35 protein-coding genes are annotated in these 26,572 nt (G+C 38.6%); 32 read left to right on the forward strand and 3 right to left on the reverse strand.

Annotated elements, in window-relative coordinates; translation table 11 throughout:
- Positions 1 to 39 precede the first annotated feature (39 nt).
- Entirely contained in the window at positions 40 to 924 is an 885-nt protein-coding gene (locus ACIQXV_RS04395) for a patatin-like phospholipase family protein (protein ID WP_402956392.1), read from the forward strand.
- Positions 925 to 941: 17 nt separating this feature from the next.
- Here the strand turns inward: ACIQXV_RS04395 and ACIQXV_RS04400 are convergent, their stop codons facing one another.
- Both ACIQXV_RS04400 and ACIQXV_RS04405 read right to left on the reverse strand, forming a co-directional pair.
- Positions 942 to 1,334 carry an SA1362 family protein gene (locus tag ACIQXV_RS04400; RefSeq protein ID WP_402956394.1) on the reverse strand — a complete coding sequence of 131 codons (393 nt, stop codon included), beginning with the start codon at positions 1,332 to 1,334 and terminating at the stop codon, positions 942 to 944.
- 57 nt (positions 1,335 to 1,391) lie between these two features.
- Positions 1,392 to 2,336 (reverse strand): DUF1385 domain-containing protein, encoded by a 945-nt coding sequence (locus ACIQXV_RS04405; protein WP_402956396.1) that lies wholly within the window; start codon positions 2,334 to 2,336, stop codon positions 1,392 to 1,394.
- Positions 2,337 to 2,608: 272 nt separating this feature from the next.
- Here ACIQXV_RS04405 and ACIQXV_RS04410 point away from each other — a divergent pair, with 272 nt between their 5' ends.
- The 16 genes from ACIQXV_RS04410 to ACIQXV_RS04485 all read left to right on the forward strand — a co-directional run bounded on the left by ACIQXV_RS04410 (position 2,609) and on the right by ACIQXV_RS04485 (position 14,661).
- Positions 2,609 to 3,106: a YqhR family membrane protein gene (locus ACIQXV_RS04410; RefSeq protein WP_402956398.1), complete on the forward strand. Its 498-nt coding sequence runs from the start codon at positions 2,609 to 2,611 to the stop codon at positions 3,104 to 3,106.
- 78 nt (positions 3,107 to 3,184) lie between these two features.
- Entirely contained in the window at positions 3,185 to 4,249 is a 1,065-nt protein-coding gene (locus tag ACIQXV_RS04415; RefSeq protein WP_402956400.1) for a M24 family metallopeptidase, read from the forward strand.
- An 18-nt stretch (positions 4,250 to 4,267) separates the two neighbouring features.
- Entirely contained in the window at positions 4,268 to 4,825 is a 558-nt protein-coding gene (efp, locus tag ACIQXV_RS04420) for an elongation factor P (RefSeq protein ID WP_402956402.1), read from the forward strand.
- Between the two features lie 196 nt (positions 4,826 to 5,021).
- The gene (locus ACIQXV_RS04425) at positions 5,022 to 5,474 is read left to right on the forward strand and encodes a PCYCGC motif-containing (lipo)protein (RefSeq protein ID WP_402956404.1); all 453 of its coding nucleotides are present in this window, start codon (positions 5,022 to 5,024) and stop codon (positions 5,472 to 5,474) included.
- A gap of 10 nt (positions 5,475 to 5,484) precedes the next feature.
- Positions 5,485 to 6,168, forward strand: a complete 684-nt coding sequence (locus ACIQXV_RS04430) for a c-type cytochrome (protein WP_402956406.1) — start codon at positions 5,485 to 5,487, stop codon at positions 6,166 to 6,168.
- A 223-nt stretch (positions 6,169 to 6,391) separates the two neighbouring features.
- Positions 6,392 to 7,447, forward strand: coding sequence for a hypothetical protein (locus ACIQXV_RS04435; RefSeq protein WP_402956408.1), 1,056 nt, complete (start codon positions 6,392 to 6,394; stop codon positions 7,445 to 7,447).
- A 13-nt stretch (positions 7,448 to 7,460) separates the two neighbouring features.
- Entirely contained in the window at positions 7,461 to 7,913 is a 453-nt protein-coding gene (locus ACIQXV_RS04440; RefSeq protein WP_402956410.1) for a cytochrome c maturation protein CcmE, read from the forward strand.
- Between the two features lie 25 nt (positions 7,914 to 7,938).
- Positions 7,939 to 9,921, forward strand: a complete 1,983-nt coding sequence (locus ACIQXV_RS04445) for a heme lyase CcmF/NrfE family subunit (protein WP_402956412.1) — start codon at positions 7,939 to 7,941, stop codon at positions 9,919 to 9,921.
- 1 nt (position 9,922) lies between these two features.
- Positions 9,923 to 10,426, forward strand: a complete 504-nt coding sequence (locus ACIQXV_RS04450; protein WP_402956414.1) for a cytochrome c-type biogenesis protein — start codon at positions 9,923 to 9,925, stop codon at positions 10,424 to 10,426.
- Between the two features lie 12 nt (positions 10,427 to 10,438).
- Complete coding sequence (locus tag ACIQXV_RS04455; protein ID WP_402956416.1) at positions 10,439 to 10,813, forward strand: hypothetical protein; 375 nt, start codon at positions 10,439 to 10,441, stop codon at positions 10,811 to 10,813.
- Positions 10,810 to 11,805, forward strand: a complete 996-nt coding sequence (locus ACIQXV_RS04460) for a hypothetical protein (RefSeq protein WP_402956418.1) — start codon at positions 10,810 to 10,812, stop codon at positions 11,803 to 11,805. The genes ACIQXV_RS04455 and ACIQXV_RS04460 overlap by 4 nt, the downstream gene beginning before the upstream one ends.
- A gap of 24 nt (positions 11,806 to 11,829) precedes the next feature.
- A complete protein-coding gene (gene ccmA, locus ACIQXV_RS04465) occupies positions 11,830 to 12,534 on the forward strand; it encodes a heme ABC exporter ATP-binding protein CcmA (RefSeq protein WP_402956420.1) in 705 nt (234 codons plus the stop codon).
- Positions 12,531 to 13,211 carry a heme exporter protein CcmB gene (locus tag ACIQXV_RS04470; RefSeq protein ID WP_402956422.1) on the forward strand — a complete coding sequence of 227 codons (681 nt, stop codon included), beginning with the start codon at positions 12,531 to 12,533 and terminating at the stop codon, positions 13,209 to 13,211. Before ccmA ends, ACIQXV_RS04470 begins: the two co-directional genes overlap by 4 nt.
- Positions 13,212 to 13,214: 3 nt before the next feature.
- Entirely contained in the window at positions 13,215 to 13,976 is a 762-nt protein-coding gene (locus ACIQXV_RS04475; RefSeq protein WP_402956424.1) for a cytochrome c biogenesis protein, read from the forward strand.
- A gap of 12 nt (positions 13,977 to 13,988) precedes the next feature.
- Positions 13,989 to 14,120 carry a CcmD family protein gene (locus ACIQXV_RS04480; RefSeq protein WP_402956426.1) on the forward strand — a complete coding sequence of 44 codons (132 nt, stop codon included), beginning with the start codon at positions 13,989 to 13,991 and terminating at the stop codon, positions 14,118 to 14,120.
- A gap of 31 nt (positions 14,121 to 14,151) precedes the next feature.
- On the forward strand, positions 14,152 to 14,661 hold the full coding sequence (locus tag ACIQXV_RS04485) for a TlpA family protein disulfide reductase (RefSeq protein WP_402956428.1): 510 nt from the start codon (positions 14,152 to 14,154) through the stop codon (positions 14,659 to 14,661).
- Between the two features lie 91 nt (positions 14,662 to 14,752).
- On the opposite strand, the gene ACIQXV_RS04490 is transcribed toward ACIQXV_RS04485, so the two are convergent.
- Complete coding sequence (locus ACIQXV_RS04490) at positions 14,753 to 15,424, reverse strand: SIMPL domain-containing protein (RefSeq protein WP_402956430.1); 672 nt, start codon at positions 15,422 to 15,424, stop codon at positions 14,753 to 14,755.
- A 207-nt stretch (positions 15,425 to 15,631) separates the two neighbouring features.
- Here ACIQXV_RS04490 and spoIIIAA point away from each other — a divergent pair, with 207 nt between their 5' ends.
- From spoIIIAA to ACIQXV_RS04565, 15 genes are all read left to right on the forward strand, one after another.
- Positions 15,632 to 16,555 carry a stage III sporulation protein AA gene (gene spoIIIAA / locus ACIQXV_RS04495; protein ID WP_402956432.1) on the forward strand — a complete coding sequence of 308 codons (924 nt, stop codon included), beginning with the start codon at positions 15,632 to 15,634 and terminating at the stop codon, positions 16,553 to 16,555.
- Entirely contained in the window at positions 16,556 to 17,071 is a 516-nt protein-coding gene (spoIIIAB, locus tag ACIQXV_RS04500; protein WP_402956434.1) for a stage III sporulation protein SpoIIIAB, read from the forward strand.
- An 11-nt stretch (positions 17,072 to 17,082) separates the two neighbouring features.
- On the forward strand, positions 17,083 to 17,286 hold the full coding sequence (gene spoIIIAC, locus ACIQXV_RS04505) for a stage III sporulation protein AC (RefSeq protein WP_173070597.1): 204 nt from the start codon (positions 17,083 to 17,085) through the stop codon (positions 17,284 to 17,286).
- A 16-nt stretch (positions 17,287 to 17,302) separates the two neighbouring features.
- A complete protein-coding gene (gene spoIIIAD / locus ACIQXV_RS04510; protein ID WP_402957127.1) occupies positions 17,303 to 17,692 on the forward strand; it encodes a stage III sporulation protein AD in 390 nt (129 codons plus the stop codon).
- 56 nt (positions 17,693 to 17,748) lie between these two features.
- Positions 17,749 to 18,948 (forward strand): stage III sporulation protein AE, encoded by a 1,200-nt coding sequence (spoIIIAE, locus tag ACIQXV_RS04515; RefSeq protein WP_402956437.1) that lies wholly within the window; start codon positions 17,749 to 17,751, stop codon positions 18,946 to 18,948.
- A gap of 12 nt (positions 18,949 to 18,960) precedes the next feature.
- Positions 18,961 to 19,590 carry a stage III sporulation protein AF gene (gene spoIIIAF, locus ACIQXV_RS04520; RefSeq protein WP_402956439.1) on the forward strand — a complete coding sequence of 210 codons (630 nt, stop codon included), beginning with the start codon at positions 18,961 to 18,963 and terminating at the stop codon, positions 19,588 to 19,590.
- A complete protein-coding gene (spoIIIAG, locus tag ACIQXV_RS04525; RefSeq protein ID WP_402956441.1) occupies positions 19,583 to 20,233 on the forward strand; it encodes a stage III sporulation protein AG in 651 nt (216 codons plus the stop codon). Before spoIIIAF ends, spoIIIAG begins: the two co-directional genes overlap by 8 nt.
- 16 nt (positions 20,234 to 20,249) lie before the next feature.
- Positions 20,250 to 20,801 (forward strand): SpoIIIAH-like family protein, encoded by a 552-nt coding sequence (locus ACIQXV_RS04530; protein WP_402956443.1) that lies wholly within the window; start codon positions 20,250 to 20,252, stop codon positions 20,799 to 20,801.
- Between the two features lie 254 nt (positions 20,802 to 21,055).
- A complete protein-coding gene (gene accB, locus ACIQXV_RS04535; protein ID WP_402956445.1) occupies positions 21,056 to 21,562 on the forward strand; it encodes an acetyl-CoA carboxylase biotin carboxyl carrier protein in 507 nt (168 codons plus the stop codon).
- Between the two features lie 14 nt (positions 21,563 to 21,576).
- Entirely contained in the window at positions 21,577 to 22,932 is a 1,356-nt protein-coding gene (gene accC / locus ACIQXV_RS04540) for an acetyl-CoA carboxylase biotin carboxylase subunit (protein ID WP_402956447.1), read from the forward strand.
- Between the two features lie 19 nt (positions 22,933 to 22,951).
- The gene (locus ACIQXV_RS04545; protein WP_402956449.1) at positions 22,952 to 23,359 is read left to right on the forward strand and encodes an Asp23/Gls24 family envelope stress response protein; all 408 of its coding nucleotides are present in this window, start codon (positions 22,952 to 22,954) and stop codon (positions 23,357 to 23,359) included.
- A gap of 208 nt (positions 23,360 to 23,567) precedes the next feature.
- A complete protein-coding gene (nusB, locus tag ACIQXV_RS04550; protein ID WP_402956451.1) occupies positions 23,568 to 23,966 on the forward strand; it encodes a transcription antitermination factor NusB in 399 nt (132 codons plus the stop codon).
- A 37-nt stretch (positions 23,967 to 24,003) separates the two neighbouring features.
- Positions 24,004 to 24,861: a bifunctional methylenetetrahydrofolate dehydrogenase/methenyltetrahydrofolate cyclohydrolase FolD gene (folD, locus tag ACIQXV_RS04555; RefSeq protein WP_402956453.1), complete on the forward strand. Its 858-nt coding sequence runs from the start codon at positions 24,004 to 24,006 to the stop codon at positions 24,859 to 24,861.
- 128 nt (positions 24,862 to 24,989) lie between these two features.
- Positions 24,990 to 26,348, forward strand: coding sequence for an exodeoxyribonuclease VII large subunit (gene xseA / locus ACIQXV_RS04560; protein ID WP_402956455.1), 1,359 nt, complete (start codon positions 24,990 to 24,992; stop codon positions 26,346 to 26,348).
- Positions 26,338 to 26,571: an exodeoxyribonuclease VII small subunit gene (locus ACIQXV_RS04565; protein ID WP_402956457.1), complete on the forward strand. Its 234-nt coding sequence runs from the start codon at positions 26,338 to 26,340 to the stop codon at positions 26,569 to 26,571. Before xseA ends, ACIQXV_RS04565 begins: the two co-directional genes overlap by 11 nt.
- Position 26,572: the final 1 nt, after the last annotated feature.

Raw genomic sequence — 26,572 nt, forward strand, 5'->3', positions numbered from 1 at the left:
AAAGATGTAACAATGAGTTCATCTTTAGGAGTGGCTGCCATGAAAATAGACGGCGTTTTTTCTGGAGGGGGAATTAGAGGATTTTCACTCATTGGAGCCTATGAAGAAATTGAAAATAGGGGATTTCAATTTGTCAGGGTCGCAGGAACCAGTGCAGGGTCTATCGTTGCCGCATTAATTGCTGCAGGGTACACAAGTAAAGAAACTTATCACTTGGTGGATGAGTTCGATCTGCCTAAAATGCTTGATACCCGTAAATCCATCATTCCATTTTCGATTGCTAAATGGCTGCTCGTTTATTGGAAGCTCGGCCTTTATAAGGGAAATGAACTGGAAAAATGGATGAAAGAGAAACTCGAAGCAAAAGGATTAAAAACATTCGCTGATTTGCCCCCTAATGCCCTTAGAGTGATTGCTTCAGATCTTTCGAATGGACGAATGGTCGTTTTACCTGATGACTTGGAAAAATACGGGATTTCACCAGGTTCATTCCCTATTGCGAAGGCAATAAGAATGAGCTGCAGTATCCCATACTTTTTTGAGCCGGTTAAATTACGTTCGATTGATGGTGTCAATATTTTGGTGGATGGCGGGGTGCTCAGTAATTTCCCAATGTGGCTTTTTGATAAGGATAATGTAAAAAAAGTCAGACCAGTGCTTGGGATTAAACTGAGCCCAAGTGAATATGAACATGAAAAACATAAAATAAAAAACGGTATCCAATTATTTGGGGCATTATTTGAGACCATGAAGGATGCCCATGACCAAAGATATATTTCCAAAAAGCATGTGGAAAATATCATATTTATTACTGCCGAAGGGGTATCGTTAACAGAATTTAATTTAACTGATGAGAAAAAGCAAAAATTATTTGAGATAGGCAGAGAACATGCGAAAAGTTTTTTGAATAAATGGGGATATTAAAAAGAAAAATCGAGTGTCTAAAAAGACGCTCGATTTTTCTTTTTACTCTTTTTACCATCGATGACGGTCAAGTGAGCAGGAGATTTCTTTTTTGTCTTGTTGCTTTTCTTTAAAGTTGATAATGTCCCAAGAGAAGAGCCCTTAACAGTGGTATCTCCACTCTTTTGCTGAAGTCGTTTTTTTGACTTTTTTGCTGCCTTAAGAAATGCCCGCTGCTCTTTTTTCTGAGGGCTCGAATTTGAAAACTTCCGAACAAGGAAATAAATAACCAAACCGATCAATGCGATGACAGCTATTCTCTGAATGAAACCGGCAGGATTAGCTGTAAATGAACCAATAAGGCCAAGTATAGCAAGAACAATAAGTACCCCAACAATAATAACGGGTGCCCGATTTTTCAAGAATGCCACCTCCCTAAGAGCATCTTAAGCATTTTTTTATTCTTTTAAACACATCAAAACAAAGATTTAGACAATTTCTTCACTTTTCATGTCGTACTCTGTTGCCTTTTCCCTTTTTAGCAGTTCGTTAAAGGAAAGAATCGCCACTTCGACTTGGTCATTATTCGGTTCCTTTGTTGTTATCAGTTGAAGCCAAAGCCCTGGAAGTCCCAAATACTTCAAGACAGGAATATCACGCAGTTTGTTGGTGATTTGCAAGACTTCAAAGGCGATTCCTAAGACCACCGGTATTAATAAAAGGCGGTCAACCACCCTTAACCAAAGTGGTGAAGTAGGAACTAGCAAATAAACAAAGACACCGACGATGACTGTAAAAAGAATAAAACTGCTGCCGCAGCGGTAGTGCAGGCGGGAATGTGCCTGAACATTTTCAACGGTCAGCTCTACTCCTGCCTCAAAGGTGTTTATTACTTTATGCTCAGCACCATGATATTGAAACACCCTTTTTATAAGCGGAGTAAGTGAGACAAAATATATATAGGAAAGGAGCAGCAAAAGCTTAAAGAAGCCTTCCACCAGGACTTGGGCAAAATCTGATGGAAAAATTGGTTTCGTTAATACTGCTAAGAAGACGGGTATTAACGTAAAAGCAAATTTTCCAAATAAGAATGAAAGGACACCGATAACAGCTACTCCTAAATACATCGTCAATTTAGAGACTTCTTTTTCTTTAATGGTTGCATCGTCTTTCGGATCCACATCAAATCGTTCTGTGGAGAAGTTTAAATGTTTTGATCCATTTGCACTAGATTCAATAATGGCAATGATTCCCCGAAGAAACGGGATTTTTTTAAGGCTACTTAAAGTAGGATTTGCTTTCCGAGGCAAATGAAAGTATTCTACAGAACGATCTTTCCTGCGAACTGCGGTAACATAATGATGTTTTCCGCCAAACATGACTCCTTCAACGACCGCTTGGCCGCCATATACGGGTTTTTGAGAATTGGACATGGTCATTAACACCAACCTATAACTTTAGTTGCACAATAGCAGAGAGGATAAATCTGTTTGTACTTAAATGTATTCTACTAGAAAAATGAAAAAACCTCTAGGAAGACAGAATATTTCCAACTAAATTTCGCAAAAAAATTTTTTGATGTAAGGAATAAACTTATAAGGGCATAATAATGATGGAATTTATCATTAATTTACGATTCGATGATAATGACATGAAGAAAAAAAGCACTTCCAAAATGATCACAGATAAACGGGGGTTTTTTACAATGACGAGCGAACAAAAATTGGACAATTATCCAAGACCCATGTCCTTTGTAACAATGGTTTTTTGGACTGGTTTATTTGGTGGAGTTTTTTGGGGAACAGTTGGGTATATTGCATCCTATTTTAATTTTACAGAAGTTGGCCCCAGAGTCATATTAGAACCATGGGCACTTGGAGATTGGAAAAATGGCTGGCTGGGAACGGTTATATCTATCATTTTAATAGGTGTGTTTTCTATTATTGCCGCTTTTATTTACTATGCAGTTCTAAGAAAATTTAAAGGTTTTTGGCTTGGGCTCGGGTATGGCATCGTTTTGTTCTTATTGGTGTTCTTTATTCTTAATCCGTTATTTCCAGGAATAAAGGCGTTTTCTGATTTAAGTAGGGATACCATTATTACGTCCATTTGTTTATATATCCTATATGGGATTTTTATTGGTTATTCCATTAATTATGAGTTTGAGCTTAATAAAGTGCAAGTGAATGAGGCTTCGACATAAGCTTAGATTAGTCGGAATAATTTGATTGTGCTAAAATATTTTTATCCTTAAGTGGATCAGAAAAGGAGAGAAGAAAAAATGGAAAAAATAGAGAAATTAAGATCAAATTTTTCACAACATGGAATTGATGGGATTCTTATTACCAGCCCATTTAATCGCCGCTACATCTCAAATTTTACTGGGTCGGCAGGAGTTGTATTAATTAGTGCTGACAAAGCACAGTTTATTACAGATTTCCGTTATATCGAACAAGCAACGAAGCAATGTGAAGGTTTTGAAATTATTAAATTTTCTGGTTCTATTCCCGAGGAAGCAGCACGCCTTGCAAAAAAATTAGGGATTCAAAAGCTTGGATTCGAGGAAGATCATTTAACATACTCTTCCTTTAAAGTTTATGAGAAAGAAATTGAGGCTGAACTTGTTCCCACATCAGGTATAATTGAAAAGTTACGCTTGATTAAGACCGATGCAGAGATTAATATATTAAAGGTGGCAGCAGATATTGCTGATGCCGCATTTAAACACATTTTAGACTTCATTCATCCTGGAAAAACTGAATTAGAGGTTTCGAATGAATTAGAGTTCTTTATGAGAAGAGCTGGTGCGACTTCTTCCTCTTTTGATACGATTGTTGCCTCAGGGCATCGCTCTGCACTGCCGCACGGTGTCGCTAGTGATAAAGTAATCGAGACGGGAGATTTAGTAACATTGGATTATGGCGCGTACTATAATGGATATGTCTCTGATATTACGAGGACAGTTGCTGTTGGTGAGCCTAATACAAAACTGAAAGAAATTTACAGTATTGTTCTTGAAGCACAATTGAGGGGAATGGCTGGAATTAAACCAGGTGTAACAGGTAAGGAAGCAGATGCATTAACGCGGAACTACATATCAGAAAAAGGTTATGGTGAATACTTTGGCCATTCCACAGGTCATGGTATCGGGCTTGAAGTTCACGAAGGCCCTGGGTTGTCAATGAAGTCTGATATCATTTTAGAACCTGGAATGGTTGTAACATGTGAACCTGGCATCTATATTCCAGGTCTTGGCGGCGTACGGATTGAAGATGATATATTGATTACGAAGGACCATAACGAAGCACTTACTCATTCTACAAAAGAACTTATAATATTGTCATGAATTTAGGAGGAAGTAACGATGATATCTGTTAATGATTTTAAAACAGGATTAACAATTGAAGTGGATGGCGGCCTATGGCGTGTCATGGATTTCCAACATGTAAAGCCAGGAAAGGGAGCAGCTTTTGTTCGTTCAAAGCTGCGTAACCTTCGTAACGGAGCAATTCAAGAAAAAACGTTCCGTGCTGGTGAAAAAGTGGAAAAAGCGCAAATTGATAACCGTAAAATGCAATACCTTTATGCTAGTGGTGATTCACATGTATTTATGGATATGGATTCTTACGAACAAGTGGAACTTCCAGCCAGCAACATTGAATACGAATTGAAATTTTTAAAAGAAAATATGGAAGTTCACATTATGATGTTTAATTTTGAAACACTTGGAGTGGAGCTGCCAAATACGGTTGAATTAGAAGTAACGGAAACAGAGCCGGGAATTAAAGGTGATACAGCTTCTGGCGGCACTAAGCCTGCAACTCTAGAAACAGGTCTTATCGTTCAAGTTCCTTTCTTTATCAACCAAGGAGATAAATTAATCATCAATACAACAGAAGCTTCGTATGTTTCACGTGCGTAACTAGTATAAAATTTAAAGGCCTTAGTCGAATTATCGGACTAAGGCCTTTTTTTTTCATAAAATTAATGGAATATATTATTTATACTTTCACTATCTTGAAAACTTCACTAAATAGTAAGAAATAGAAACTATTTAATTAGTTGCTTTTTGATAAAATTAATTTGTAACAGAAGAGGCGGAAGGGGTGATACAAACGATGAAACGAATTACTTCACTTTTATTTCTCTGCATTTTAATAGCATTAGTGGCTGCAGGGTGTAGTTCCAAACTCGATAGCGAAAAATGGGCGTTAGATAAAAAGCATGAGCCGCTGCCTGATTATGTCTTAAACACTTCAGAAAAAGTTCAAGAGACATATATAATGGCATCAAAATACCCCGAAGTAGTAGCACAGGTTCCATGTTACTGTGGCTGTGGTGTCTCGGACGGGCACAAAAGTAATCTAGATTGCTTTATTGATCAAATTGGCAATAATAATGCTGTAACTGGATGGGATTCGATGGGTGTCTCGTGAGACATCTGTGTCGATATCGCCCGGGAGGCGGTAGAAATGCATCTTGACGGTAAAAGCCCTAAGAAAATTTATGATTTAATCACGAAGAAATATGGAGATTCTGGAGATCCAACCCCAACACCTGAACCAAAGTAGGTAGTAGCCAATGAAAAAAATCCTAATCGGAAGCTACATTGTCATTATTATTGGAGTCATTTTTGGCATCGGCAATAGTGGTATTTTTAGTAACACAAACTCAAAAGCGATTGCAGCCGGTGAAAAGGTATATAACAAAAATTGCCTTGTCTGTCATGGACAAAAAGGAAAAGGTGAGGGCCCAAAAGTCGGTACGGCCCTTAATAATCAAAATTTTTTGAACGCTGTTTCGGATTCAGACCTTTATAATTATGTGAAATTTGGAAGAGAAGGTACTGGAATGCCAGCTTATGGCCCTCGATTATCAGAAAATGATATTAACAATCTTATTGTGTTTATGAGGGATTGGCAATCAGAAGAAATTGATTTTGATGTTCCAAAAACGATTTCTGGAGATCCAGAGATTGGAATGAAAAAGTACAATGTATATTGTCTAAACTGTCATGGTGAAGCAGGTGCCGGTAAATTTAAAATGGGTACAGCTCTTACTAATCCTCAATATTTAAAATATACAACAGATAAGCAAATATGGATTACTACTGCTTATGGACGAGAAGAAACCCGGATGGGTCCATCATTAAAGGGTCTTGAAGGCGTTCGGCAGTTAAAAAAAGAGGAATTATCGGATATTGTTAGTTATATTCGATCAGTAAATGTGAAAGAAGAAACTCCAAAGGATTATCTAAAGCCTTGAATCCATCCCAATGGATTCAGGTTTTTTTTATTCCAAAAAAATGAATTGTGAACATTTTGTGGTATTTCTATGACGAAAACTCAAACGTTTTTATGCTTTAACAAAATGTTCAAGAGTAAGCCAACAACAATGGATAGATAACGATTATATTTATTTCAAAGAGGACTATAGTGAAAAATATAACTTTCTACAAATGAGTTTTTGAAGTTCAAGGAGGATTAATATGCTTAAGAAAAAGTGGTTGGCATTGTTGGTCATTGCATCATTCTTCGCTAGTTTTATTAGTTCAAAAGCTAGTGCTGAAGCAGTATATCAGGCAGAAAAATTTCCTTTTAAGGAAATGCAAGTTCAAGTAATGCCGGAGTTTGATTACCCAGAGGATTGGGAATCTAGGGATATTCCATCATTACTGGTGGGCCAGTACGGAACTATTACAAACAAGAGCGGTCAAGACTATGATGGGAAAATTGAAATCCCCGTCCCGGCAATGGAAAAGGGGTTTGAAGCCTACTTAGTAGCAGAATTTCCGGAAGAGAATAAGCCTGAAGTACAGCGTCCATATGATGTAGACAAAGAAAAAGGGATCTTGACCTGGAAGCCGGCAAAAGCAATCAAAAATAATGAAACGTATAAATTTGTAATTGAGTACTATACAAAATCAATCGATGTGAATGATAAAAAAAGTTTTACATACCAAATGGTTAATAATGCTGAAATCGAACAATTGGATGTTGTTTTTTACGCCCCAATGGAGGCAAAGGAAATCAAGCTTGAGCCAAAGACAGAAAATAATACAAAAAATGAGTATGGTGAAGAGTTATATTACTACCAATATAAGAATGTAAAAGCTGGAGAAAACTTAAAATATTCCTTCTCATATAAGAAAGATGGTACGGAGTCTACAATGGAAGCAATCAACAAAAAGCAGCCACCAAATGACGAAAACCATAGTGGTGTAACCGCAACAGACCAAGTTAATAAGGGAGGCACCGATAATTCAAAACGTCCGATCATCGGAGTCGGTGGTGCATCGATTATTGGAATTGCACTTATCATCGCAGGACTTTTTGTCTTTCTCGGATTGAAAGGGAGCTCTCGAACATCGGGAACGAAAGCATTGGGTACAAAACACAAACCGCAGCCAAAGCAGCAACCGAATACCAAAAGAGTCAACAACAAATCTGATAACTCCGAGGAAAAGAAGGAACTGCGCAAAAAGCTTTTAACAGGGAAAATTGATCAAGAAATGTACGAAGAAGAAATGAAAAAACTAATCTAATGAGGTGAGTTGGATGAAGAAAAATACGATTGTTATGCTTGGCGGCTTTATTATTGCCGGGGCTATTGTTTTCCTCCTCATGGCAGCAACCCCAGGTTCAAGTGGTGTTGAGTTGACGATGAAAGAGCTATTGGCTACACAAGAGCAGCATCAGGACGATTTTGTTACGGTAGAAGGTTTATTAATGGAAGACTCGATTAAATGGAATCCAGACAAAATTGAATTGAAATTTGATGTTAAAGATAACGATGGTAATATAATGCACGTTATTCATAACGGTCCAAAACCAGATAACTTCTCAGACGGGGTTATTACGATTCTTCAAGGGTCCCCAACTAAAAAGAATACATTCGAAGCCGAATCAGTGAAAACAAGATGTCCTTCTAAATATGAAGGAAAAGATATGAAAGAATATGATCCTGAAACACATAAGGAAAAGTTAAATCAACCTCCGAAAGAAAAATAACAGGCTCAGTTAAGAAGGTGACGAAATGTTTTTATTTGCCAACGCAACAATTTATATAGGATTAGCAATTGCCATCTATTCGCTCCTCATAATTACTTTGGGGATCAGCACAAAAAATCAAAAGCTCGTCAATAGTGGAAAGGGTGGACTAATTGCATTATTTGTTTGTGCATCATTTGCGATGCTTTCCTTGTTCTATCTTTTAGCGACATCACAGTTCCAATATGAATACGTAAGTGATTACACCAGCAGTGAACTTCCGATTATTTACAAACTTACTGCACTTTGGGCAGGTAATGCCGGTTCATTGTTATTGTGGACATTCTTCTTAACGCTTTACATGATTATGATTGCTTTCTCGAGGAAGATGAGAGGAAACCCAATGGTTCCTTACATTTCCGCCATTCTAATGGCTAACGCAGTGTTCTTCTTCTTCATCTTAGGATTTGTCGCCAAACCATTCATTTTATTGGATACGGTCCCAATTGAAGGAAAAGGGTTAAACCCGATGCTACAGAACCCTGGAATGATTATTCATCCAGTAACACTATACCTTGGGTACGTTGGTCTTGCTGTTCCATTTGCATTTGCTATGGCGGCCTTACTTCTGAAAAACGTTGATGATTTCTGGATTAAAATGACGAGACGCTGGACGATTGTTGCCTGGTTATTCTTAAGTCTTGGAAATATCTTTGGCGGTCAGTGGGCATATGTGGAACTTGGCTGGGGGGGCTACTGGGCATGGGATCCGGTTGAAAATGCTTCCTTTATGCCATGGTTAACCGCTACCGCATTCTTACATTCCGTAATGATCCAAGAACGAAAAAACATGCTGAAAATATGGAATATCAGTTTAATCATCGTTTCTTTTGCACTGACACTTTTTGGAACATTCCTCGTGCGAAGCGGTGTTTTGACATCTGTCCATGCATTCGCAAATTCAAATCTAGGATTATACTTCTTAATCTTCATGGGCATTGCAGTCATTCTAGCATTATATGTTTTAATGAGCCGCTATAATCTGCTAAAACGCAGTGCCGGGGAATTTAATTCGTTTGTCTCAAAAGAAAGCAGTTTTTTAGTAAATAATCTATTACTTGTCGGTGCAGCTTTTGCGGTGTTCTGGGGAACTATTTTCCCGCTAGTATCTGAAGCCGTCCGTGGAACCAAAGTAACAGTTGGTCTGCCATTCTTTAATAAAGTGGAAGCACCTATTCTTTTATCGATGATGTTTGTCATGGCAGTTTGTCCAATGTTGGCCTGGCAGCGCTCGACAGTAAAAAATCTTAAGAAAAACTTTATGATTCCAGCTATCCTTGCTGTTCTTGGCATGGTGCTAATGGTTATATTAGGGATTCAAAAAGCATGGGCAGTCATTGGATACGGGGTTATCATTCTATTATTAATTACCCACTACTTAGAGTTTTATAGAGGGGTAAAAGCTAGAAGAAAAATGACGAAAGAAACACCACTTGTTGCCCTGTACCGTTTGATGGTTCGTAATCGCCGCAGATACGGTGGCTATATTGTTCACCTTGGTATCGCGTTTATTACCATGGGCATCATCGGTTCACAAAACTATGACCTTGAGACGATGAAAACAGTTTCATTAGGACAGTCGATTGAGCTTAAAGATTACCGTCTCAATTATGAACGTCTTGATCAAAAAAGAGAAGGAATTAACGATGTTGTCTATGCAGATATAACTGTTTTTAGGAATGGTAAAAAAATAGGTACGTACCAGCCGGAAAAGGTGTTTTATGGTAACTGGGAACAACCATCTTCTGAAGTAGCTATCATTTCTTCATGGAAAGAAGACTTATACATTGTGTTAAGTGCATGGGAAGACGATGGGAAGGCAACCTTTGTTGTGAAAATTAATCCGATGATGAACTGGTTATGGTTTGGTTCCTTCATGATTGTTATTGGGGCATTGTTCGCCGTGTGGAACGGAAAATATGGAAATGTCACTCCGAGATACACGGGAGTACGCAAAGAGGTGTCTTAAAATGAAAAATAAAATTTACCTTGGGCTCCTCATCATTGCTTTTATCTTTCAAGGTTCATTCATTCGAGTGGAAGCAAAGCAGTTCGATTATAAATCTCCTGAATTCAAAGCGGTTGCCCAGCAGTTCGCCTGTACTTGCGGCTGCGGCCAGGATCATTATGAATGTGATCCCAATACATGCAATCTCACAACTGAGTTTAAAAAGGATTTAGTTGAGATGATGAACAAAGGCTGGGATAAGGATAAAATCCGTGAATACTATGTCAATATTTACGGTGAAGAAATATTAACTTCACCTGAGAAAAGTGGTTTTAGCCTAACAGCATGGGTTCTCCCATTTGTTGTATTAGGAGCAGCAGGTATAGTTGTATTTTTCATCATTCGTAAATGGGTGAAGAAAAAAGGAACAGAAGACGTAGTCGATGAAATCACGAGCACCGAGAAAGAAGTTGAAGAGGAAATCCTATCTTCCATGATCGATGAAGAACGTAAAAAGTATCTTTAGGATGTGAACAAAATGCACGATATCTCAATCATTTCGATGATTTTCACTGCCGCATTGGCGCTTGTTTGTCTATTTATAATATTATCACCGTTATTTAAGTGGGATGAGTATTTACATGTTAATGCAAAAGGTCAGGATTTGGCGTCAACAAAAGAAGCACTCTTGACAACGCTTAACGAGATTGAGTTTGAGTACAAAATGGATAAAATCTCACACGCAGATTATAAAAATTTAAAGAAACAATACGAAACAGAAGTGGCCAGTATTATGAAGGAAGAAGAACAAAATGTGGAGTCAAGTGTTGATAAAGAGTTAATGGCAGAAGTGGAAAAGGAAATTGAAGCACAAATGAAAAGCTATAAGAATAAAAAGGGGGAAGGAAAGTGATCAAGAAAATCACAGTCTTCTTCCTCGGCCTGATGCTGTTGATCCCGTTCTATGGATTAGCAGCATCCGAATCGAAAATTTCAGTTGATATGCATTACCTTGTTGTCAGCTCGGCTGAAGATGGTTCAACGAATATGATGAATATGGTGAATTACACCAACACTACTGCTGAAGAATATAAAGGCGACGGGAAAGGTGAAGCAGTATTAAACGTCACCCTTCCGGAAGGAGCAAAAGATCTTAATTTCTTAGATAACCAAATTGCCTTTAAACAGGAAGACAAAGGTTTTATAACAACCATTCCAGTCCCGGCAAATCAAACAATGGTGCTTCCGTTTAGCTACAGAATGCCGAAGGGAAAAGAAATTAAGCTAACGGTTAATTATCCGGTACAAATCATGCAAATCCTCGTTCCAGAGGGCAGGGGCAGTATCGAAGTGAATGGGGCTGAAGCAACAAGTCAAGGGCTTTTCAAATTTGATGACCAAAATTATTTTGGATATACCATCGAAGATATTAAGGAAGATCAGACCTTCACGCTTGTTTATAACAAAGACAAACAACCAGCGGCTGATGAAACAAAACAGGCACAAACAACAGGGGAAAACGGAAAAAATAGTTCTGTTACCCATTCAGCACCTGCTTTTCATAATTCGGGGCACATAAAAATGTGGGCCCAATCACCATTACATCGCTTTAACCCGCACGTCTTTTTGATTATTATTAGTGTCATTTTGATCGCGGGCATTTCCTACTATGTCTATTTTAGAAGGAAAGCAAGGTTGGAAGAGGAAAGACTCGGAGCAGATAAGGAAGAGAAGGCCTTTAAGCTTTTAATGGCGAAGCAAAAAGCAATCATGGATAAGATTATTGAATTGGAAGAAACCCTTGGGGATGGAAAGCTCTCAGAGGATGAATATCAAGCAAAGCTTGCTGCTTATAAACAGCATTTAGTCCAAGTTAAATTAAATTTACGTAATTTTGTTGAGTAACAGCTGGGATAGGTGGGACTGCAGATGATAGAAATTAAAAATCTGACAAAGCAGGCTGATAATAAGCTAATCTTGCGTGGTGTAGACCTCCGGGTAGAAAAAGGGGAAACGGTAGCCATCTTAGGACCAAATGGTGCCGGTAAGAGTACGCTTCTAAAGGTATTGGCAACGTTAATTAAACCCACATCAGGGCAAGTGTTGGTGAATGATTTGGAGTTGAAAAAGAACCATATTGAAATAAAAAAGGTATTAGGTTATTTACCGCATTCCAGCTTGCTTTATGATCATTACTCCCCGTTAGAAAATCTCGTTTTCTTTGGGAATATTTATGGGGTTAAAGATGTGGAACAAAAAGCTATTAAACTTGTAAAAGAAGTAGGATTGTCGTTTTTTTTGAATGAACCGGTCAAGAATTTTTCACGCGGAATGATCCAGAGGATTGCTATCGCCCGTGCAATTGTCCATGATCCCGAGGTCCTGCTTTTAGACGAACCGCACACAGGGTTGGATCAAGGAGCAATTTCGATTCTGAACAATGTCATTCTTTCGATGAAAGAAAAAGGTGCAACAACGTTGATGGTTACCCATGATTTTAAGCAGGCAGCAGAAATCTGTGATCGGGTTATCATTGTGAAGAATGGAAAAATTGTTGATGACTTTAAGATTGAAAATCGAAACTTAGGATATGTTTCCGGAAAATACGAGCTTCAGATGGAGGGGGTATCATGAACCTATTCCGAACAGCTCACTTTCTGGCTAAAAAGGATTTATATTCAGAGCTTAAAACAAAACAAATTCTCACAACGCAGATCATTTTCGCCGCGCTTGTAATTGTAGTATTTAGTTTTGCTTTTGACCCTGCTAATAACACAACAAAGGCTGTTATTCCTGGGGTTATTTGGGTCATTATCGTGTTTGCTGGAATTTTAGGTCTTAACCGGTCATTTATATCAGAGCAGCGAAATGATACGATGCAAGGATTGTTGGTTGCACCAATGGAGGCCCAGAGTATTTATTTAGGAAAGTTTCTGGCAAATTTTGCGATGATGCTTGTTGTAGAACTAGTTTCTATTCCGTTTTTATTCTTACTATTCGATTTCAAATTTCTTGGAAGTTTCCCATATTTTATTTTAATCATTTTTTTAGGAAGCTTTGGATTTATTGCAGTTGGAACATTCTTAGCTGCCCTGGCTGCCAATTCTAAAAGCAGTGAAATGCTGCTGCCGCTTTTGCTTTTTCCGATTACAACGCCAATTTTAATTGGTGTTGTTCAGGCAACGAAAATCATTTTAACGAATATGGAAAAGCTTTCAAGCGCACTCGCTTGGATCCAATTAGTCACGGCGTATGATGTTATCTTCTTCGTTGTTTGTTTCTTATTAATAGATTATGTGCTGGAGGTTTAAGTGATGAGTATGAATCTCGAACGAGAGAAAGCGGTGCTTCCTGGAACACAGTTGGCTGATGCAAAATCAACAAATCTCTCAAAAATTTTGTTTGGTGCCACAGTGATCACGATGCTAGTTTCTCTTTACTTTATTTTCATTTTTGCTGCAGAAGAAACAACTATGCATGCTGCACAAAAAATCTTTTATTTTCATGTGAGCTCTGCATGGCTAGCGTTTATGGCGTTTTTTGTCACATTTGTATTTAGTATTTTGTTCTTAATCAAGCGGAAAAGAATATTTGACACCTATGCCTATGTTTCAGCTGAAATTGGTGTTGTGTTTACAATTATTGTGTTAACGACAGGTCCCATTTGGGCCAGATCGGCTTGGAATACATGGTGGGTATGGGAGCCGCGTTTAATCACGACATTAATTCTATTCTTTATCTACATTGCCTACATTATGATTAGGCAGATGGATGGCGTTTGGGATAAAAAGGCTCGACTCTCAGCTGTCTTTGGCATCATCGGTTTTGCTGATGTTCCAATCGTATTCTTCGCCATTCGTTGGTGGCAAACGAAATTCCACCCAATTGTTTTTGGTGATGGCCCATCTCAAAAGGGCGGCGGGATTGAGGATACAATGTTAGCAGCATTGCTAATCACGATTACCGCTTTTACCATTCTTTATTCTTACCTACTTTATAAGGGTGTTTCTTTTGAAAATATGAGAATTAAGGTTGAGCAATATAAAGAAAAATTAAGAGAACAATTGGATAAATAGGAGGGTTTAATCATGAATTATGAATATATGTTAGGTGCTTATTCCGTTGCCTGGGTGGTCATTTTTGCTTATATGTTTATTCTCGGTAAAAGACATGACAAGCTAAAAAAGGAAATTGATTTTTTGAAGCAGCTCGATAAATAGACAGCTAGTCTGGGTGTCAGGGGGAAATACGATGAATACAAGAGTCATCAAATTACTCGTATTGATTCTTATTGTTGGTATGTTCGGCTTTTTTGGCTATAGTTTAGTTACAAAAGGTAAAAATACGGATGTTGGTGATAAGGCTTATAATTTCGAACTGCCAAATTATGAGGGTGGAACAACTAAACTAGCTGAATACAAGGGTAAAGTCGTTATAGTAAACTATTTTGCGAGCTGGTGTGCACCATGTAAAGAGGAGTTCCCTGAACTGGCAGCATTTCAAAAGGATTATGGAAATAAATATCCCCTACTTATGATCAACCGCGGAGAAACAATTGATAGGATAAAAAAAGTTACTGAGAACAATAAAGAGGGAATGATTTATTTATTTGATTATAATGCTAAGGTTGCAAAGCGGTTTAATGTTACCGGCCAGCCTGAAACGTTTGTCATTGATAAGCAGGGAGTTATAAGGGAGCACTTTAACGGTGCCATTACTGAAATGCAGCTGTATAATTGGGCAAAGAAATACGACAACTAATCATGATTTAAAAAAGAGCAGGCACCTGAATAATTTCAAGTGCCTGCTCTTTTTCTAATATACGCCGATAAGCGGGCGCCTTCCGCTTTTCTTAATATGCAGTATGATAATGAAATTCTGCAGAAATAGCAGCCTTAACCAGGATTTGCCCCGGTTCAAATTGAGTTGTACTGACTCCCTTCACAAAGGTTTCAGATGGATGGGAAAAGGGCTGAACCGAACTTCCGCCTTCGACGACTAAACTTGGTGTCGGGATTAGCGTCACGTTTAATGTCTCCGCAATGGTTTTGGCTTTTTCAATTGCATTGTTTAGTGCAAGGACTAATGCTTGCTGATAAAAAGTATCCTTATTCTTAGCTGTAAATTGAACATTAGAGACATAGTTAACCCCGTTTTGAACTGCTGTATCCACTACTTTGCCTACCAGTGGTAAATCTTCTATTTTCACTTGTAATAGATGAGTTATTTTATAACCGCGAAATATTTGTTTCCCTTGATCAAAATCATAATCTGATTCAATACGATAGTCGAACGTTTGTAATTGATTATTTGGTATTCCTAGTCCTCGAAGGGCGTTGATTACTTTTGTTACTTCAACGGAGTTCTGCTGCTGTGCTGTTATCAATTCCTTATTTTCCGTGATCACCCCTAATTTCACTGAAGCCGTATCAGGTTGGATTGCCAGTTCTCCTTCGCCTGTTACCTTTATTAAGTGGCCTTTGTGGTGTAAACCGTTTCGATTAGGCGGCAAGTAATTATACAATTTATTTCCCCCTTTAATATGTTCCCTCTTATAAAATACGGATAGCCCACAAGAAATGTTCCTATTTTAAAATCTATTCTTTTATATTTGGTTCTAGCAATCTTATCAAAAAAATAGAAATGAATTAACAGATTAGAAAGTCATATTGTGTCCAAGCAGGCATACATTTTAAATAATGAGAAATGCAAATAAAGGGAGGAAGCATACGTGGAAACAATCCTTAACTTTTTACCAAAAAATATTACAGACCTAATCAGCAAAATCCCTCCTAACCAAAAAGAAGAATTAGAGGAAATACGCATCCGTATTAACCGGCCAATTGAAATATCGCTAAAGGGAGTTCCGCGGTTTTTATCGTATATTATTCAGCCTGAAGATGCTTTTCAACTAATGAATAAAATTAGCCATTTCTCCATTTATGCGCTTGAAGAAGAGCTCAAACGCGGGTATATAACAGTATCGGGGGGACATCGTATTGGACTTGCCGGGAAAGTCATTCTTGAGGACGGTAAGGTCAAGGCGATTAGGGATATTTCCTCTTTTAACATTCGAATTGCCAGGGAAAAGGTGGGAATAGCCGAACCTATCATTCCATTTATTTTTCAAGGCAGCTGGATGCATACGATGATTATCGGTCCACCGCAAACGGGAAAAACGACTCTGCTACGTGATATCGCCAGGATCATTTCCTTAGGGAATACTGTAAAAGGGATACTGGCTAGTAAGACTGGAATTGTTGATGAACGGAGTGAAATTGCCGGATGCGTGAATGGGGTTCCGCAATTGACGTTTGGCCATCGCCTGGACGTGTTAGATGCCTGTCCAAAGGCAGAAGGAATGATGATGCTGATTCGCTCGATGAGCCCCGATGTTTTAATTGTTGACGAAATTGGCCGGAAGGAAGATGCAGAGGCCATTCAAGAGGCGGTACATGCGGGAATAAAACTAGTTATGACCACACACGGGACGAGCATTGAAGAAGTACGAAACAGGCCGTCACTAAGGGATATTATTGACCAAAGAATTTTTGAACGGTTTGTTATTCTTAGCAGGGCATCGGGGCCTGGGACTATTACCCATATTCTAAACGAAAGTGGGCAGGAAATGAATCAAAAAGTGAGAGTGACATAAATGATTAAGTTAATTGGTGCCATCATCATTATTGTTGCGACTACTTGGACAGGATTTGAGGCTTCCCGGAATTTTAGTGAACGCCCAAAGCAGCTAAGAGCGTTAAGGTCAGCACTCCAATCACTTGAGGCTGAAATAATGTACAGCCATACACCCTTGCATGAAGCAGCCCGGAGATTAGCTGCCCAGCTTTCCAATCCTTTATCGATGTTTTTTGAATCCTTTGCAAAGAAACTAACTGACACTGAGACAACAGTTAAAGAAGCCTGGGAGACTAGTTTAAAAGAGATTTGGAAGTCAACAGCTTTAAAACAGGGTGAATTCGAAATTATGAAGCAATTTGGAGAAACCCTTGGCCGCCATGATCGCCTTTCCCAGCAAAAACATATTATGCTCACTCTTTCCCACCTGGAAAGAGAAGAAGCTGATGCCATCGACCGGCAGGCAAAATATGAAAAAATGGTAAAGAGTCTAGGATTCTTATCAGGATTATTACTGATAATTTTATTATTTTAGGGGGAAAAGCAATGGGTCTAGATGTGGATATCATTTTTAAAATCGCCGGTGTCGGAATTGTTGTGGCTTTTTTGCATACAGTTCTTGATCAGGTTGGCAAGAAGGAATATGCACAATGGGTCACACTGTTCGGGTTTATCTATATTTTATTTCAGGTAGCCTCGATCGTAGATGATCTCTTCCAGAAAATAAAATCAGTATTCTTGTTTCAATAGAAAGGGGGGCTTTTCGATTGAAATCATAAAAATTGTTGGTGTCGCTCTCATCGCAACCTTTCTTGCATTAATCATTAAAGAGCAAAAACCTAATTTTGCTTTTCTCTTAGTCGTTTTTGTTGGCTGTGCTATTTTTCTCTTTTTAGTGGATAAGATCTTTGAAATCATTCATATGCTTGAAAAGCTGGCAGTGAATGCAAAGGTAAATATGATTTATGTTGAAACGATACTTAAAATCATTGGAATTGCCTATATTGCCGAATTCGCCACCCAAATTACCAAGGATGCAGGTATGGGAGCGATCGCCTCTAAAATTGAATTAGCAGGAAAAATCATCATTCTCGCCATGGCGATCCCAATTTTAACAGTTTTGATTGAAACCATTATCAAACTAATTCCGAGTTAAATAATTGTCTAGCTCCAGCGCCTAGGCGCTTACGCTTTTCTAAAGAGGTGTAAAAATTGAAGCAGAGGCTGCAGATTATTCCTATTATCATTCTTTTAATCTTTTTTCTATTCATTCCAAGTGTCCAAGCTGCAGAAGAATCCAAAGATACCTCTAACCCGCTTTCACCACAGGAGTTGGTAGATGAACAGCTAAAGACATTGGACTTAGCAGAACTTAAGCAATTCTGGGAGGATATTACCAATAAATATGGCGGCTTCCTCCCTGAAAGCCAAAAAGGAAGCTTATATGATTTCGTAAAGGGCGATAAAAAGTTCTCATTTAAACAATGGGGTCAGGGAGTATTAAAGTTCGCCTTTCATGAATTTGTAGCAAATGGAAAATTACTTGGTTCGTTAATCATGTTAACCATTTTTAGCATGTTTCTTCAATCCATGCAAAATGCCTTCGAGAAAAGTGCTATTAGTAAGGTTGCCTATTCCATTGTGTATATGGTGCTGGTCATCCTTGCACTTAATAGTTTCCATATCGCAATCAGCTATACAAATGAAGCAATCGGAACGATGATCTCCTTTATACTCGCACTTGTTCCCCTTCTGCTTGCGCTAATAGCGGCATCAGGAGGATTAGTATCTGCAGCATTCTTTCATCCAGTCATTTTATTCTTAATGAATATGAGCGGTATGTTCATGCAATATGTGATTCTGCCACTTCTCTTTTTAGCAACGTTACTTAGTATTGTCAGTACAATGTCTGAACAATATAAAGTGTCACAATTAGCCGCCCTTTTAAGAAACTGGAGCATTGGGTTAATGGGACTTTTCTTAACGATATTTCTTGGAGTTATATCTGTCCAGGGGGCTTCAACAGCCGTAACCGATGGGGTGGCTATAAGAACCGCAAAATTTGTAACAGGAAACTTTATTCCTGTCATCGGAAGGATGTTTACCGATGCCACAGACACAGTGGTTAGTGCATCTGTACTCTTAAAAAACACAGTTGGCATTGCAGGAGTTGCTATCCTGCTCATTATTGTCGCATTCCCGGCTATTAAAATATTAATGATTGCCTTTATTTATAAATTTGCAGCTGCCATCCTTCAGCCTTTAGGCGGTGGTCCTGTGATTAAATGTCTTGATATTATCAGCAAAAGCGTCATCTATGTCTTTGCAGCGCTGGGAATTGTGTCGCTGATGTTCTTTTTAAGTATTACAGTGATAGTGGCGGCTGGAAATTTAACGATGATGATGAGATAGGGGGGAAGCAGAATGGATTTTTTGAAAGAGTGGGTAACGAATATAATTCTTTTTATCCTTTTAGCGACTGTCATTGATATGTTGCTGCCAAATTCCAGCATGCAAAAATATAGCAAGATGGTTACAGGGCTGCTCTTGATTGCCATTATTCTTACCCCCATCTTTAAATTGATCTCTAAGGACTTTGAAGCAGCACTAGGTTCTATTCCAACATACCAAGCGCCTGGAGAAAAAAATATGAAAAATGTAATAGATTTAAAGAAAAAAGAAATACAAGCTTCACAACATGCATATATTTTAGAAGAATTGGCTGTCCAGCTGAAAAAGGGCGTTAAGGAGGAGTTGATGGAACAATACGGATTGGAGATAGAAAAAATTGACCTAGCCATAAACGAAGAAAGCGACCAAGCATTCCCTGAAAACCTCCAAAAGGTTATGGTTCTTCTGAAACAGCCAGATCCGGGCGTAAAGACAGTCGAAGCGATTAAACAAATCGAAATAAACACAGAAAAACCTCTTCCATCTAAAGGATCAACAGAAGAAACCGAAAAAATTGCCTCATTTCTTTCGCAGAAATGGAGTGTAACAGAAGAAACAGTGGAAGTTTCGATTGAAGGGGGGATTAAAAAGAAGAATGGATAACAATAAAGGGCCGTTATCGCGGCTCAAAAAAATACTAAAACTGGATGAGAAAGGTGAGAAGAAGCCTGGTAAATACCAGTATATGCTCCTTGTCCTATGTATTGGTGCCGCATTTATGATTGCAAGTAACATTTTGTTTAAAAAGGATACAAATCCTGCTGCCGTACCTGCTGCAGCAACCGAAAAAACAGCCTCTGAAGATGTACCGGCATTTGGCATGAAAAAGAGTTCCGGCAATAAGGCAATGGCTGAATATGAGGAAAAATATGAAAATCAGATGAAGAAGGCATTACAGGAAATGCTGGGAGTCGATGATGTAACCGTTGTTGTGACCATTGATTCAACTGATAAGAAGGTTCTTGAGAAAAATAGAGTAACCAAATCGCAAACGACGGATGAAACAGATCGCGAAGGCGGACAGCGTAAAGTAGTCGATAGTTCAACAGATGAACAGTTGGTCATTATCCGTGAAGGCGAAAAAGAGGTGCCGATTGTTGTAGAAACAAAAAAGCCGGAAATTCGCGGTGTACTGGTGGTTGCCAAGGGAGCAGACAATATCGAAGTGAAAAAATGGATTAAGGAAGCAGTCACTAGGGCATTGGGAGTACCTAGCCACCGAGTTGCTGTCATGCCTAAAAAATAAAAGGGGGATTATCAATATGCTTTTGAAAAAACAAACGGTTTGGTTATTAACAATGTTAAGTTTAGTAGTGGTGTTATCGGTTTATTACATTACATCTCCAGAGCAAAAAAATAATGACCTGGCAGCAGTACAACAAAAGGCTAAAGATCAAAATCAAGGTAAAACAAAAACTGAGGCTAAAGACGGTAAAACAGTCGTATCTAGTGTAGCAGGTGATAGTGCCTTTGAAGAACTTCGAATGAAACTCGAAGACCTGCGCAGTGAGCATCAAGAAGAATTAACCACTCAACTAGCCTCCACCGATCTTTCAGCAGACGAAAGAAGTAAGGTGAAGGATCAAATGAATAAATTGAATAAAGTTGCCCAAAGTGAAGAATTGCTTGAAACATTTATCAAAACAATGGGGTTTGATGATGTCCTTGTAAGGGCAGATGGTCCAAAGGTAATTGTTACGGTTAAATCGAAGAAAAAGCCTTCAGCCTCAGAGGCCAATAAGATTATGCTTGAAGTGAAAAAGGAAATTGATGAAACCAATTATGTAGCAGTTGAATATCAGCCAGCAAAATAATGATAAAAAAAGGGAGGTCAAAGACTTTCCTTTTTTCCATTGTTTAAACACTTTGATCTTAGGGAAAAATAATCATTTGAGTTGATACAGCAGTTGGAAATTTGTTTTTCCTCAAAAAAAGATTATGATGGAAGAAGAGGGTAATAAGTGAAATGATCTTTCCCTTACGATATAAAATATTGAACTATTACTAAATATTATCGTATAGTATTAGTAGTAAGTCCTAATTAAAGCTGTACAAGGAGTGTTCCTAAATGTTAAAAGTACAAGAAATTCGTGAATTAATTAAATTGGTTGACCAGTCTAGTATTGATGAATTTGTATATGAAAATGAAGGTTCAAAAATTAAAATGAAAAAAAATAGTGAGGCAACGGTAACAACTGTACAACCAGTTGTACAAACAGCACCTGCTCCGGTGATGCCAGCTGCCATTCAAACACCTGTTACATCTGTTGCACATGCAGTGGAAGTAATACAGGAAGCGCAAGATGTAACAGCAACCGCAGAAGTAACAGCGAACTTACACAAAATTACTTCTCCAATGGTAGGCACTTTCTATGCTTCACCAACCCCAGATGCCGATGTATATGTAAAGGCAGGGTCAAAAGTTTCAAAGGACTCCATTGTTTGTATTGTTGAAGCAATGAAATTGTTTAATGAGATTGAGGCAGAAGTAAACGGTGAAGTTGTTGAAGTACTTGTTAAAAATGGACAATTAGTAGAATATGGACAGCCTTTATTTTTAGTAAAGCCTGAGTAAGGAGCGGTAACAGGATGATAAAAAAACTGTTAATTGCAAACAGAGGAGAAATTGCAGTAAGGATTATTCGCGCCTGCCGGGAAATGGGAATTGAATCTGTTGCCGTTTATTCCGAAGCAGATCGTGAAGCTCTGCATGTCCAACTGGCAGATGAAGCCTATTGTATTGGACCCACATCTTCAAAAGAAAGTTATTTAAACGTTACAAATATTATTAGTGTCGCAAAGCTGACCGCCTGTGATGCCATTCATCCAGGTTATGGTTTCCTTGCTGAAAATGCCGATTTCGCAGAACTTTGCCGTGAATGCAATATCACCTTTGTCGGTCCGAGCCCTGAAGCCATCACAAAAATGGGTACAAAGGATATTGCCAGAGAAACCATGCGTGAAGCCGGTGTTCCAATTGTTCCCGGTTCAACTGGAATTATCAATGATATCGATGAGGCACTTGAACTCGTTAAAAAGATTGAATATCCAGTCATAATAAAAGCAACTGCAGGCGGCGGCGGAAAAGGAATCCGCGTTGCCAAGAATGAACAGGAATTAATAAAAGGCATCAATATCACCCAGCAAGAAGCGTTGACGGCATTTGGAAATCCCGGGGTATACATAGAAAAATATATTGAGGATTTCCGCCATGTTGAAATTCAGGTTCTTGGTGATACTTACGGTAATACCATCCATTTAGGTGAAAGAGATTGCTCCATCCAGCGCAGGCTGCAAAAATTGCTAGAAGAAACCCCTTCACCTGCTTTAGACGGAGAAATCCGCGAAGAAATGGGAAATGCAGCAGTTAAAGCTGCAAAAGCAGTTGATTATTCGGGTGCTGGCACGGTAGAATTTATATATGACTACCGCAATCGTAAATATTATTTTATGGAAATGAACACGAGGATACAGGTGGAGCATCCTGTAACAGAAATGGTCACTGGAATCGACCTTATTAAGGAAATGATTCGAGTGGCAAGCGGCGAAAAACTTACAATCACCCAGCAGGATGTCACGTTTACAGGCTGGGCCATCGAATGCCGGATTAATGCAGAAAATCCAGAGAAGAACTTTCTCCCTTCAGCCGGAAAAATTAAAATGTATTTACCGCCTGGCGGGTTAGGAGTTCGTATTGATTCAGCGGCATATCCAGGATATACGATTCCGCCGTATTACGATTCCATGATTGCGAAAGTCATCACATATGGCAGCAGCAGGGAAGAAGCGATTTCAAGAATGAAACGTGCTTTAAGTGAGTTTGTTGTTGAAGGCATCCATACTACCATACCGTTTCATTTAAAACTGCTTGAACACGAAAAATTCGTAGAAGGCAATTTTAATACGAAATTCCTGGAATTGCATGATGTGATGAAGTCTATCTAATATCTGGAGGTGTTCTAAAATGAGCGAATTTAGTGTCTTGGAAATGGATCAAGGAAATAACGGCCATGGGAAAATAGAAATTGCCCCTGAAGTCATTGAGGTTATTGCAGGGATTGCTGCTTCCGAGGTAGAAGGTGTAGCAGGAATGCGCGGTAATTTTGCTGCAGGTGTTGTAGAGCGCTTAGGGAAGAAAAACCACGGTAAGGGCGTAAAAGTTGAGCTAACTGAAACCGGAATTAAAGTTGATGTCTATTGTTTGATGAAGTTTGGCATCTCTATTCCAAATGTTGCAGGCAAAATACAAGATAACATTCGTCAAGCACTGCTAAATATGACGGCATTAGATGCTGAAGAAGTTAACATTCACGTTGTAGGGATTCAATTTGAAACCCAAAAGAACGAACTTGAAATTGAATCAGAGCTTTAACATGGAGAACCAAGGGAATAATTCCTTTGGTTTTTCTTTTTTATTCACTAATAATTCCAAATAATAAAAAATCAACCGTAGTGTGCGATTCTCCTTTAGTTATGCTATTATCTTTTTATGTGCAAGCAAACTTATTAGCTTTTATAACGGTTCATGTATGAAAAATCGACAAAAATTATTTAATATATCTAAAGGAGTTAACGGTATAATGAAAAGAAGAACAGCACGGGAAAAAGCGTTACAAGCTCTTTTTCAAATTGATGTAAGCAGCACTGAACCATCATTAGCGATAGAACATGTTTTGGAAGGGGAGGCAGGTGACGAGTATCTATCAAGTCTGGTTTTGGGTGTTATCGAACAAAAAGCTGAAATTGATGAATTAATCATACAAAACCTTGAGAAATGGTCACTAGACCGCTTGGCAACAGTTGATCGAAATTTATTAAGGATCGCTACATATGAATTGAAATATTTCCGAAATGAAGTTCCGGAAAATGTAATTTTAGATGAGGCCATAGAAATAGCTAAAATATACGGGGATGACCAATCAAGCAAGTTTATTAATGGTGTTCTTTCAAAGGTGAAACAAAAGCTTCCTACCGATTAATTGATTGGGTCTTCTCGGAATAAGGGGAGAAATAACAATGACTGCTCAAATTATTAATGGAAAAGAAATCGCCGCGAAAAAAAGATTAGAAATTGCTGAAGAGGTTGAAAAACTAAAGAGTCAGGGGATTACTCCGGGATTAGCCGTCATTCTCGTTGGAAATAACCATGCATCACAGACATATGTAAAAAATAAAGAAAAAGCATGTAAAGAACTTGGCATGTACTCTTTATTAATTGAAATGCCAGAGGCGGTCTCCGAGGGAGAATTACTCGCAAAAATTGAAGAATTGAACGAGGCCACTGAGATTCATGGTATATTGGTTCAGCTTCCGCTTCCAAAACATATCGATGAAAAAAAGGTAATTGAATCTATCTCTCCTTTAAAGGATGTCGATGGTTTCCATCCAATTAATATTGGCAGGATGATGACTGGGCAAAATGCATTCTTGCCATGTACCCCCTACGGAATAATGGTATTACTTGAGGAATCAGATATTTCCATTTCAGGTAAGCATGTTGTGGTAGTTGGAAGAAGCAATATTGTCGGCAAGCCTGTGGGCCAATTATTCCTTAATCAACATGCAACTGTCACATATTGTCACTCAAGAACCAAAGATTTAAAGTTCCATACAAATCAAGCAGATATCCTTGTTGCCGCTGTTGGGATACCTAACTTTATAAAGGGAGAGCATGTGAAGGATGGCGCCGTTGTTATTGATGTCGGAATTAACCGCAATGAAGCCGGGAAGCTTTGCGGGGATGTTGACTTTGATGAGGTGTCTGAGAAAGCAGGATATATCACTCCAGTGCCAAAGGGAGTCGGCCCGATGACCATTACAATGCTAATGTACAATACGCTAAAATCCGCCGCTGAAAGTTTAGACCGCAAGTAAGCAGACTCTTGTCCTTATCTTTTATGGTTGAAGTTCCTTTCTAAGTCGACTGTTCAGACATACAAAGTGACTTCATTTATAATAGATAAGGACAGTTTTAGCTAATTGGTTGAAAAGAGGAACTAGTTATGCAGGAGCAAAGATATCTATCTGTAAATGCTTTAACAAAATACATAAAAAGAAAATTTGATGCCGACCCGCATTTACGTGATATTCATGTTAGAGGGGAAATTTCAAATTTTAAGCAGCATTCGAGCGGACACATGTATTTTACATTAAAGGATGAAAAAGCCCGGATTCTTGCTGTGATGTTTGCCAGCCAGTCTCGTTTCATGAAATTTTCACCTGAAAACGGGATGAAGGTAATTGTTAAAGGGGATATCACGGTATATGAACCTAGCGGCCAATACCAAATTTATATTAAAGAAATGCAGCCAGATGGTATTGGAGAATTGTTTTTAGCATATGAGCAGTTAAAACAAAGGCTAGAAGCGGAGGGATTGTTCGCGCCTGAAACGAAAAAGGCGATTCCGCTTTATCCAAGAACGGTTGGCGTCATTACTTCACCAACAGGCGCAGCCATTAGGGATGTTATCACAACAATTAAAAGACGCTATCCCATCGCAAATATTCTGGTATTCCCAGCACTTGTTCAAGGTGATCACGCAGCCCCTTCAATTGTGAAGGCAATTGAAAAAGCAAATAACATGAAGGAAATTGATGTTTTGATCGTCGGCCGCGGGGGAGGCTCAATTGAGGAGCTATGGGCTTTTAATGAAGAACTAACGGCTCGTGCCATCTTTGCATCCAAGATCCCGATTATTTCAGCTGTTGGCCATGAAACCGATTTTACGATTGCCGATTTTGTTGCAGACTTACGCGCACCTACTCCAACTGGTGCTGCTGAACTTGCCGTTCCCCATTTGGAAGAGTTAATGGACAGGATTTTGCAGCGGCAAACCCGCCTGATCCGTGCTATGAATGGGAAATTTCAATTTGAAAAAGAACGCTTAAATCGTGTTCAAAAATCGTATGCCTTTCGCTATCCTCACCGCCTTTATGAACAAAAGCTTGAACAGCTCGACAAATTAACAGAAATGCTTGTTCGCGGGACGTCCCGATTGACGATATTTAAAAAGGGACAGCAAGAGATTTTGTACAAACGACTGCTGAGAAATCATCCTAACGAAGCACTTGAAGAAGCAAAAAAACGTTTTGATCGTACGCAAAAAGATATGAACCGCTCTATGCTGCAAATACTTTCAAAAAAACAAACAGATTTCGACCATATCCTCTCGACCTTACAGGCATTGAGTCCATTGAAAATAATGGAGCGCGGATATAGCTTGGCTTATTCAGATGATAACCGACTTGTGAAAAGTGTTAAACAGGTAAAAGTAAACGAGCAAGTTCAGATTCAATTACCAGATGGGAGTCTTTTCTGTAATGTGGAGAATATAAAGGAGAGAGAAACCAGTGACCAATGAAAAAACAATAACCTTTGAAGAAGCAATGTCGAAACTGGAACAAATTGTAGATAAGCTTGAAGAGGGCGACGTTCCATTGGAAAAGGCGATTCTTTTCTATAAAGAAGGAATGGAACTGTCAAAACTTTGTCATGATAAATTGAAAAGTGTAGAAGAACAACTGACGCAAATCATTACAGAGGATGGACGTGCGGAGAATTTTTCTATCGATGAGGAGGAATAGG

The sequence above is a fragment of the Neobacillus sp. NPDC097160 genome (assembly GCF_044762155.1).
GTDB lineage: Bacteria > Bacillota > Bacilli > Bacillales > Cytobacillaceae > Neobacillus.

Bases quoted from the DNA above. Each gene is read 5' to 3' on its own strand.
- ACIQXV_RS04450 (WP_402956414.1), top strand. From the start codon at position 9,923: ATGAAAAATAAAATTTACCTTGGGCTCCTCATCATTGCTTTTATCTTT.
- xseA (WP_402956455.1), top strand. From the start codon at position 24,990: ATGCAGGAGCAAAGATATCTATCTGTAAATGCTTTAACAAAATACATA.
- spoIIIAF (WP_402956439.1), top strand. From the start codon at position 18,961: ATGGATTTTTTGAAAGAGTGGGTAACGAATATAATTCTTTTTATCCTT.
- ACIQXV_RS04410 (WP_402956398.1), top strand. From the start codon at position 2,609: ATGACGAGCGAACAAAAATTGGACAATTATCCAAGACCCATGTCCTTT.
- ACIQXV_RS04395 (WP_402956392.1), top strand. From the start codon at position 40: ATGAAAATAGACGGCGTTTTTTCTGGAGGGGGAATTAGAGGATTTTCA.
- ACIQXV_RS04415 (WP_402956400.1), top strand. From the start codon at position 3,185: ATGGAAAAAATAGAGAAATTAAGATCAAATTTTTCACAACATGGAATT.
- spoIIIAG (WP_402956441.1), top strand. From the start codon at position 19,583: ATGGATAACAATAAAGGGCCGTTATCGCGGCTCAAAAAAATACTAAAA.
- ACIQXV_RS04455 (WP_402956416.1), top strand. From the start codon at position 10,439: ATGCACGATATCTCAATCATTTCGATGATTTTCACTGCCGCATTGGCG.
- ACIQXV_RS04485 (WP_402956428.1), top strand. From the start codon at position 14,152: ATGAATACAAGAGTCATCAAATTACTCGTATTGATTCTTATTGTTGGT.
- ACIQXV_RS04430 (WP_402956406.1), top strand. From the start codon at position 5,485: ATGAAAAAAATCCTAATCGGAAGCTACATTGTCATTATTATTGGAGTC.
- ACIQXV_RS04440 (WP_402956410.1), top strand. From the start codon at position 7,461: ATGAAGAAAAATACGATTGTTATGCTTGGCGGCTTTATTATTGCCGGG.
- ACIQXV_RS04405 (WP_402956396.1), bottom strand. From the start codon at position 2,336: ATGTCCAATTCTCAAAAACCCGTATATGGCGGCCAAGCGGTCGTTGAA.
- ACIQXV_RS04480 (WP_402956426.1), top strand. From the start codon at position 13,989: ATGAATTATGAATATATGTTAGGTGCTTATTCCGTTGCCTGGGTGGTC.
- efp (WP_402956402.1), top strand. From the start codon at position 4,268: ATGATATCTGTTAATGATTTTAAAACAGGATTAACAATTGAAGTGGAT.
- accB (WP_402956445.1), top strand. From the start codon at position 21,056: ATGTTAAAAGTACAAGAAATTCGTGAATTAATTAAATTGGTTGACCAG.
- ACIQXV_RS04475 (WP_402956424.1), top strand. From the start codon at position 13,215: ATGAGTATGAATCTCGAACGAGAGAAAGCGGTGCTTCCTGGAACACAG.
- nusB (WP_402956451.1), top strand. From the start codon at position 23,568: ATGAAAAGAAGAACAGCACGGGAAAAAGCGTTACAAGCTCTTTTTCAA.
- ACIQXV_RS04530 (WP_402956443.1), top strand. From the start codon at position 20,250: ATGCTTTTGAAAAAACAAACGGTTTGGTTATTAACAATGTTAAGTTTA.
- ACIQXV_RS04445 (WP_402956412.1), top strand. From the start codon at position 7,939: ATGTTTTTATTTGCCAACGCAACAATTTATATAGGATTAGCAATTGCC.
- folD (WP_402956453.1), top strand. From the start codon at position 24,004: ATGACTGCTCAAATTATTAATGGAAAAGAAATCGCCGCGAAAAAAAGA.
- spoIIIAC (WP_173070597.1), top strand. From the start codon at position 17,083: ATGGGTCTAGATGTGGATATCATTTTTAAAATCGCCGGTGTCGGAATT.
- ACIQXV_RS04545 (WP_402956449.1), top strand. From the start codon at position 22,952: ATGAGCGAATTTAGTGTCTTGGAAATGGATCAAGGAAATAACGGCCAT.
- accC (WP_402956447.1), top strand. From the start codon at position 21,577: ATGATAAAAAAACTGTTAATTGCAAACAGAGGAGAAATTGCAGTAAGG.
- ccmA (WP_402956420.1), top strand. From the start codon at position 11,830: ATGATAGAAATTAAAAATCTGACAAAGCAGGCTGATAATAAGCTAATC.
- spoIIIAB (WP_402956434.1), top strand. From the start codon at position 16,556: ATGATTAAGTTAATTGGTGCCATCATCATTATTGTTGCGACTACTTGG.
- ACIQXV_RS04470 (WP_402956422.1), top strand. From the start codon at position 12,531: ATGAACCTATTCCGAACAGCTCACTTTCTGGCTAAAAAGGATTTATAT.
- ACIQXV_RS04435 (WP_402956408.1), top strand. From the start codon at position 6,392: ATGCTTAAGAAAAAGTGGTTGGCATTGTTGGTCATTGCATCATTCTTC.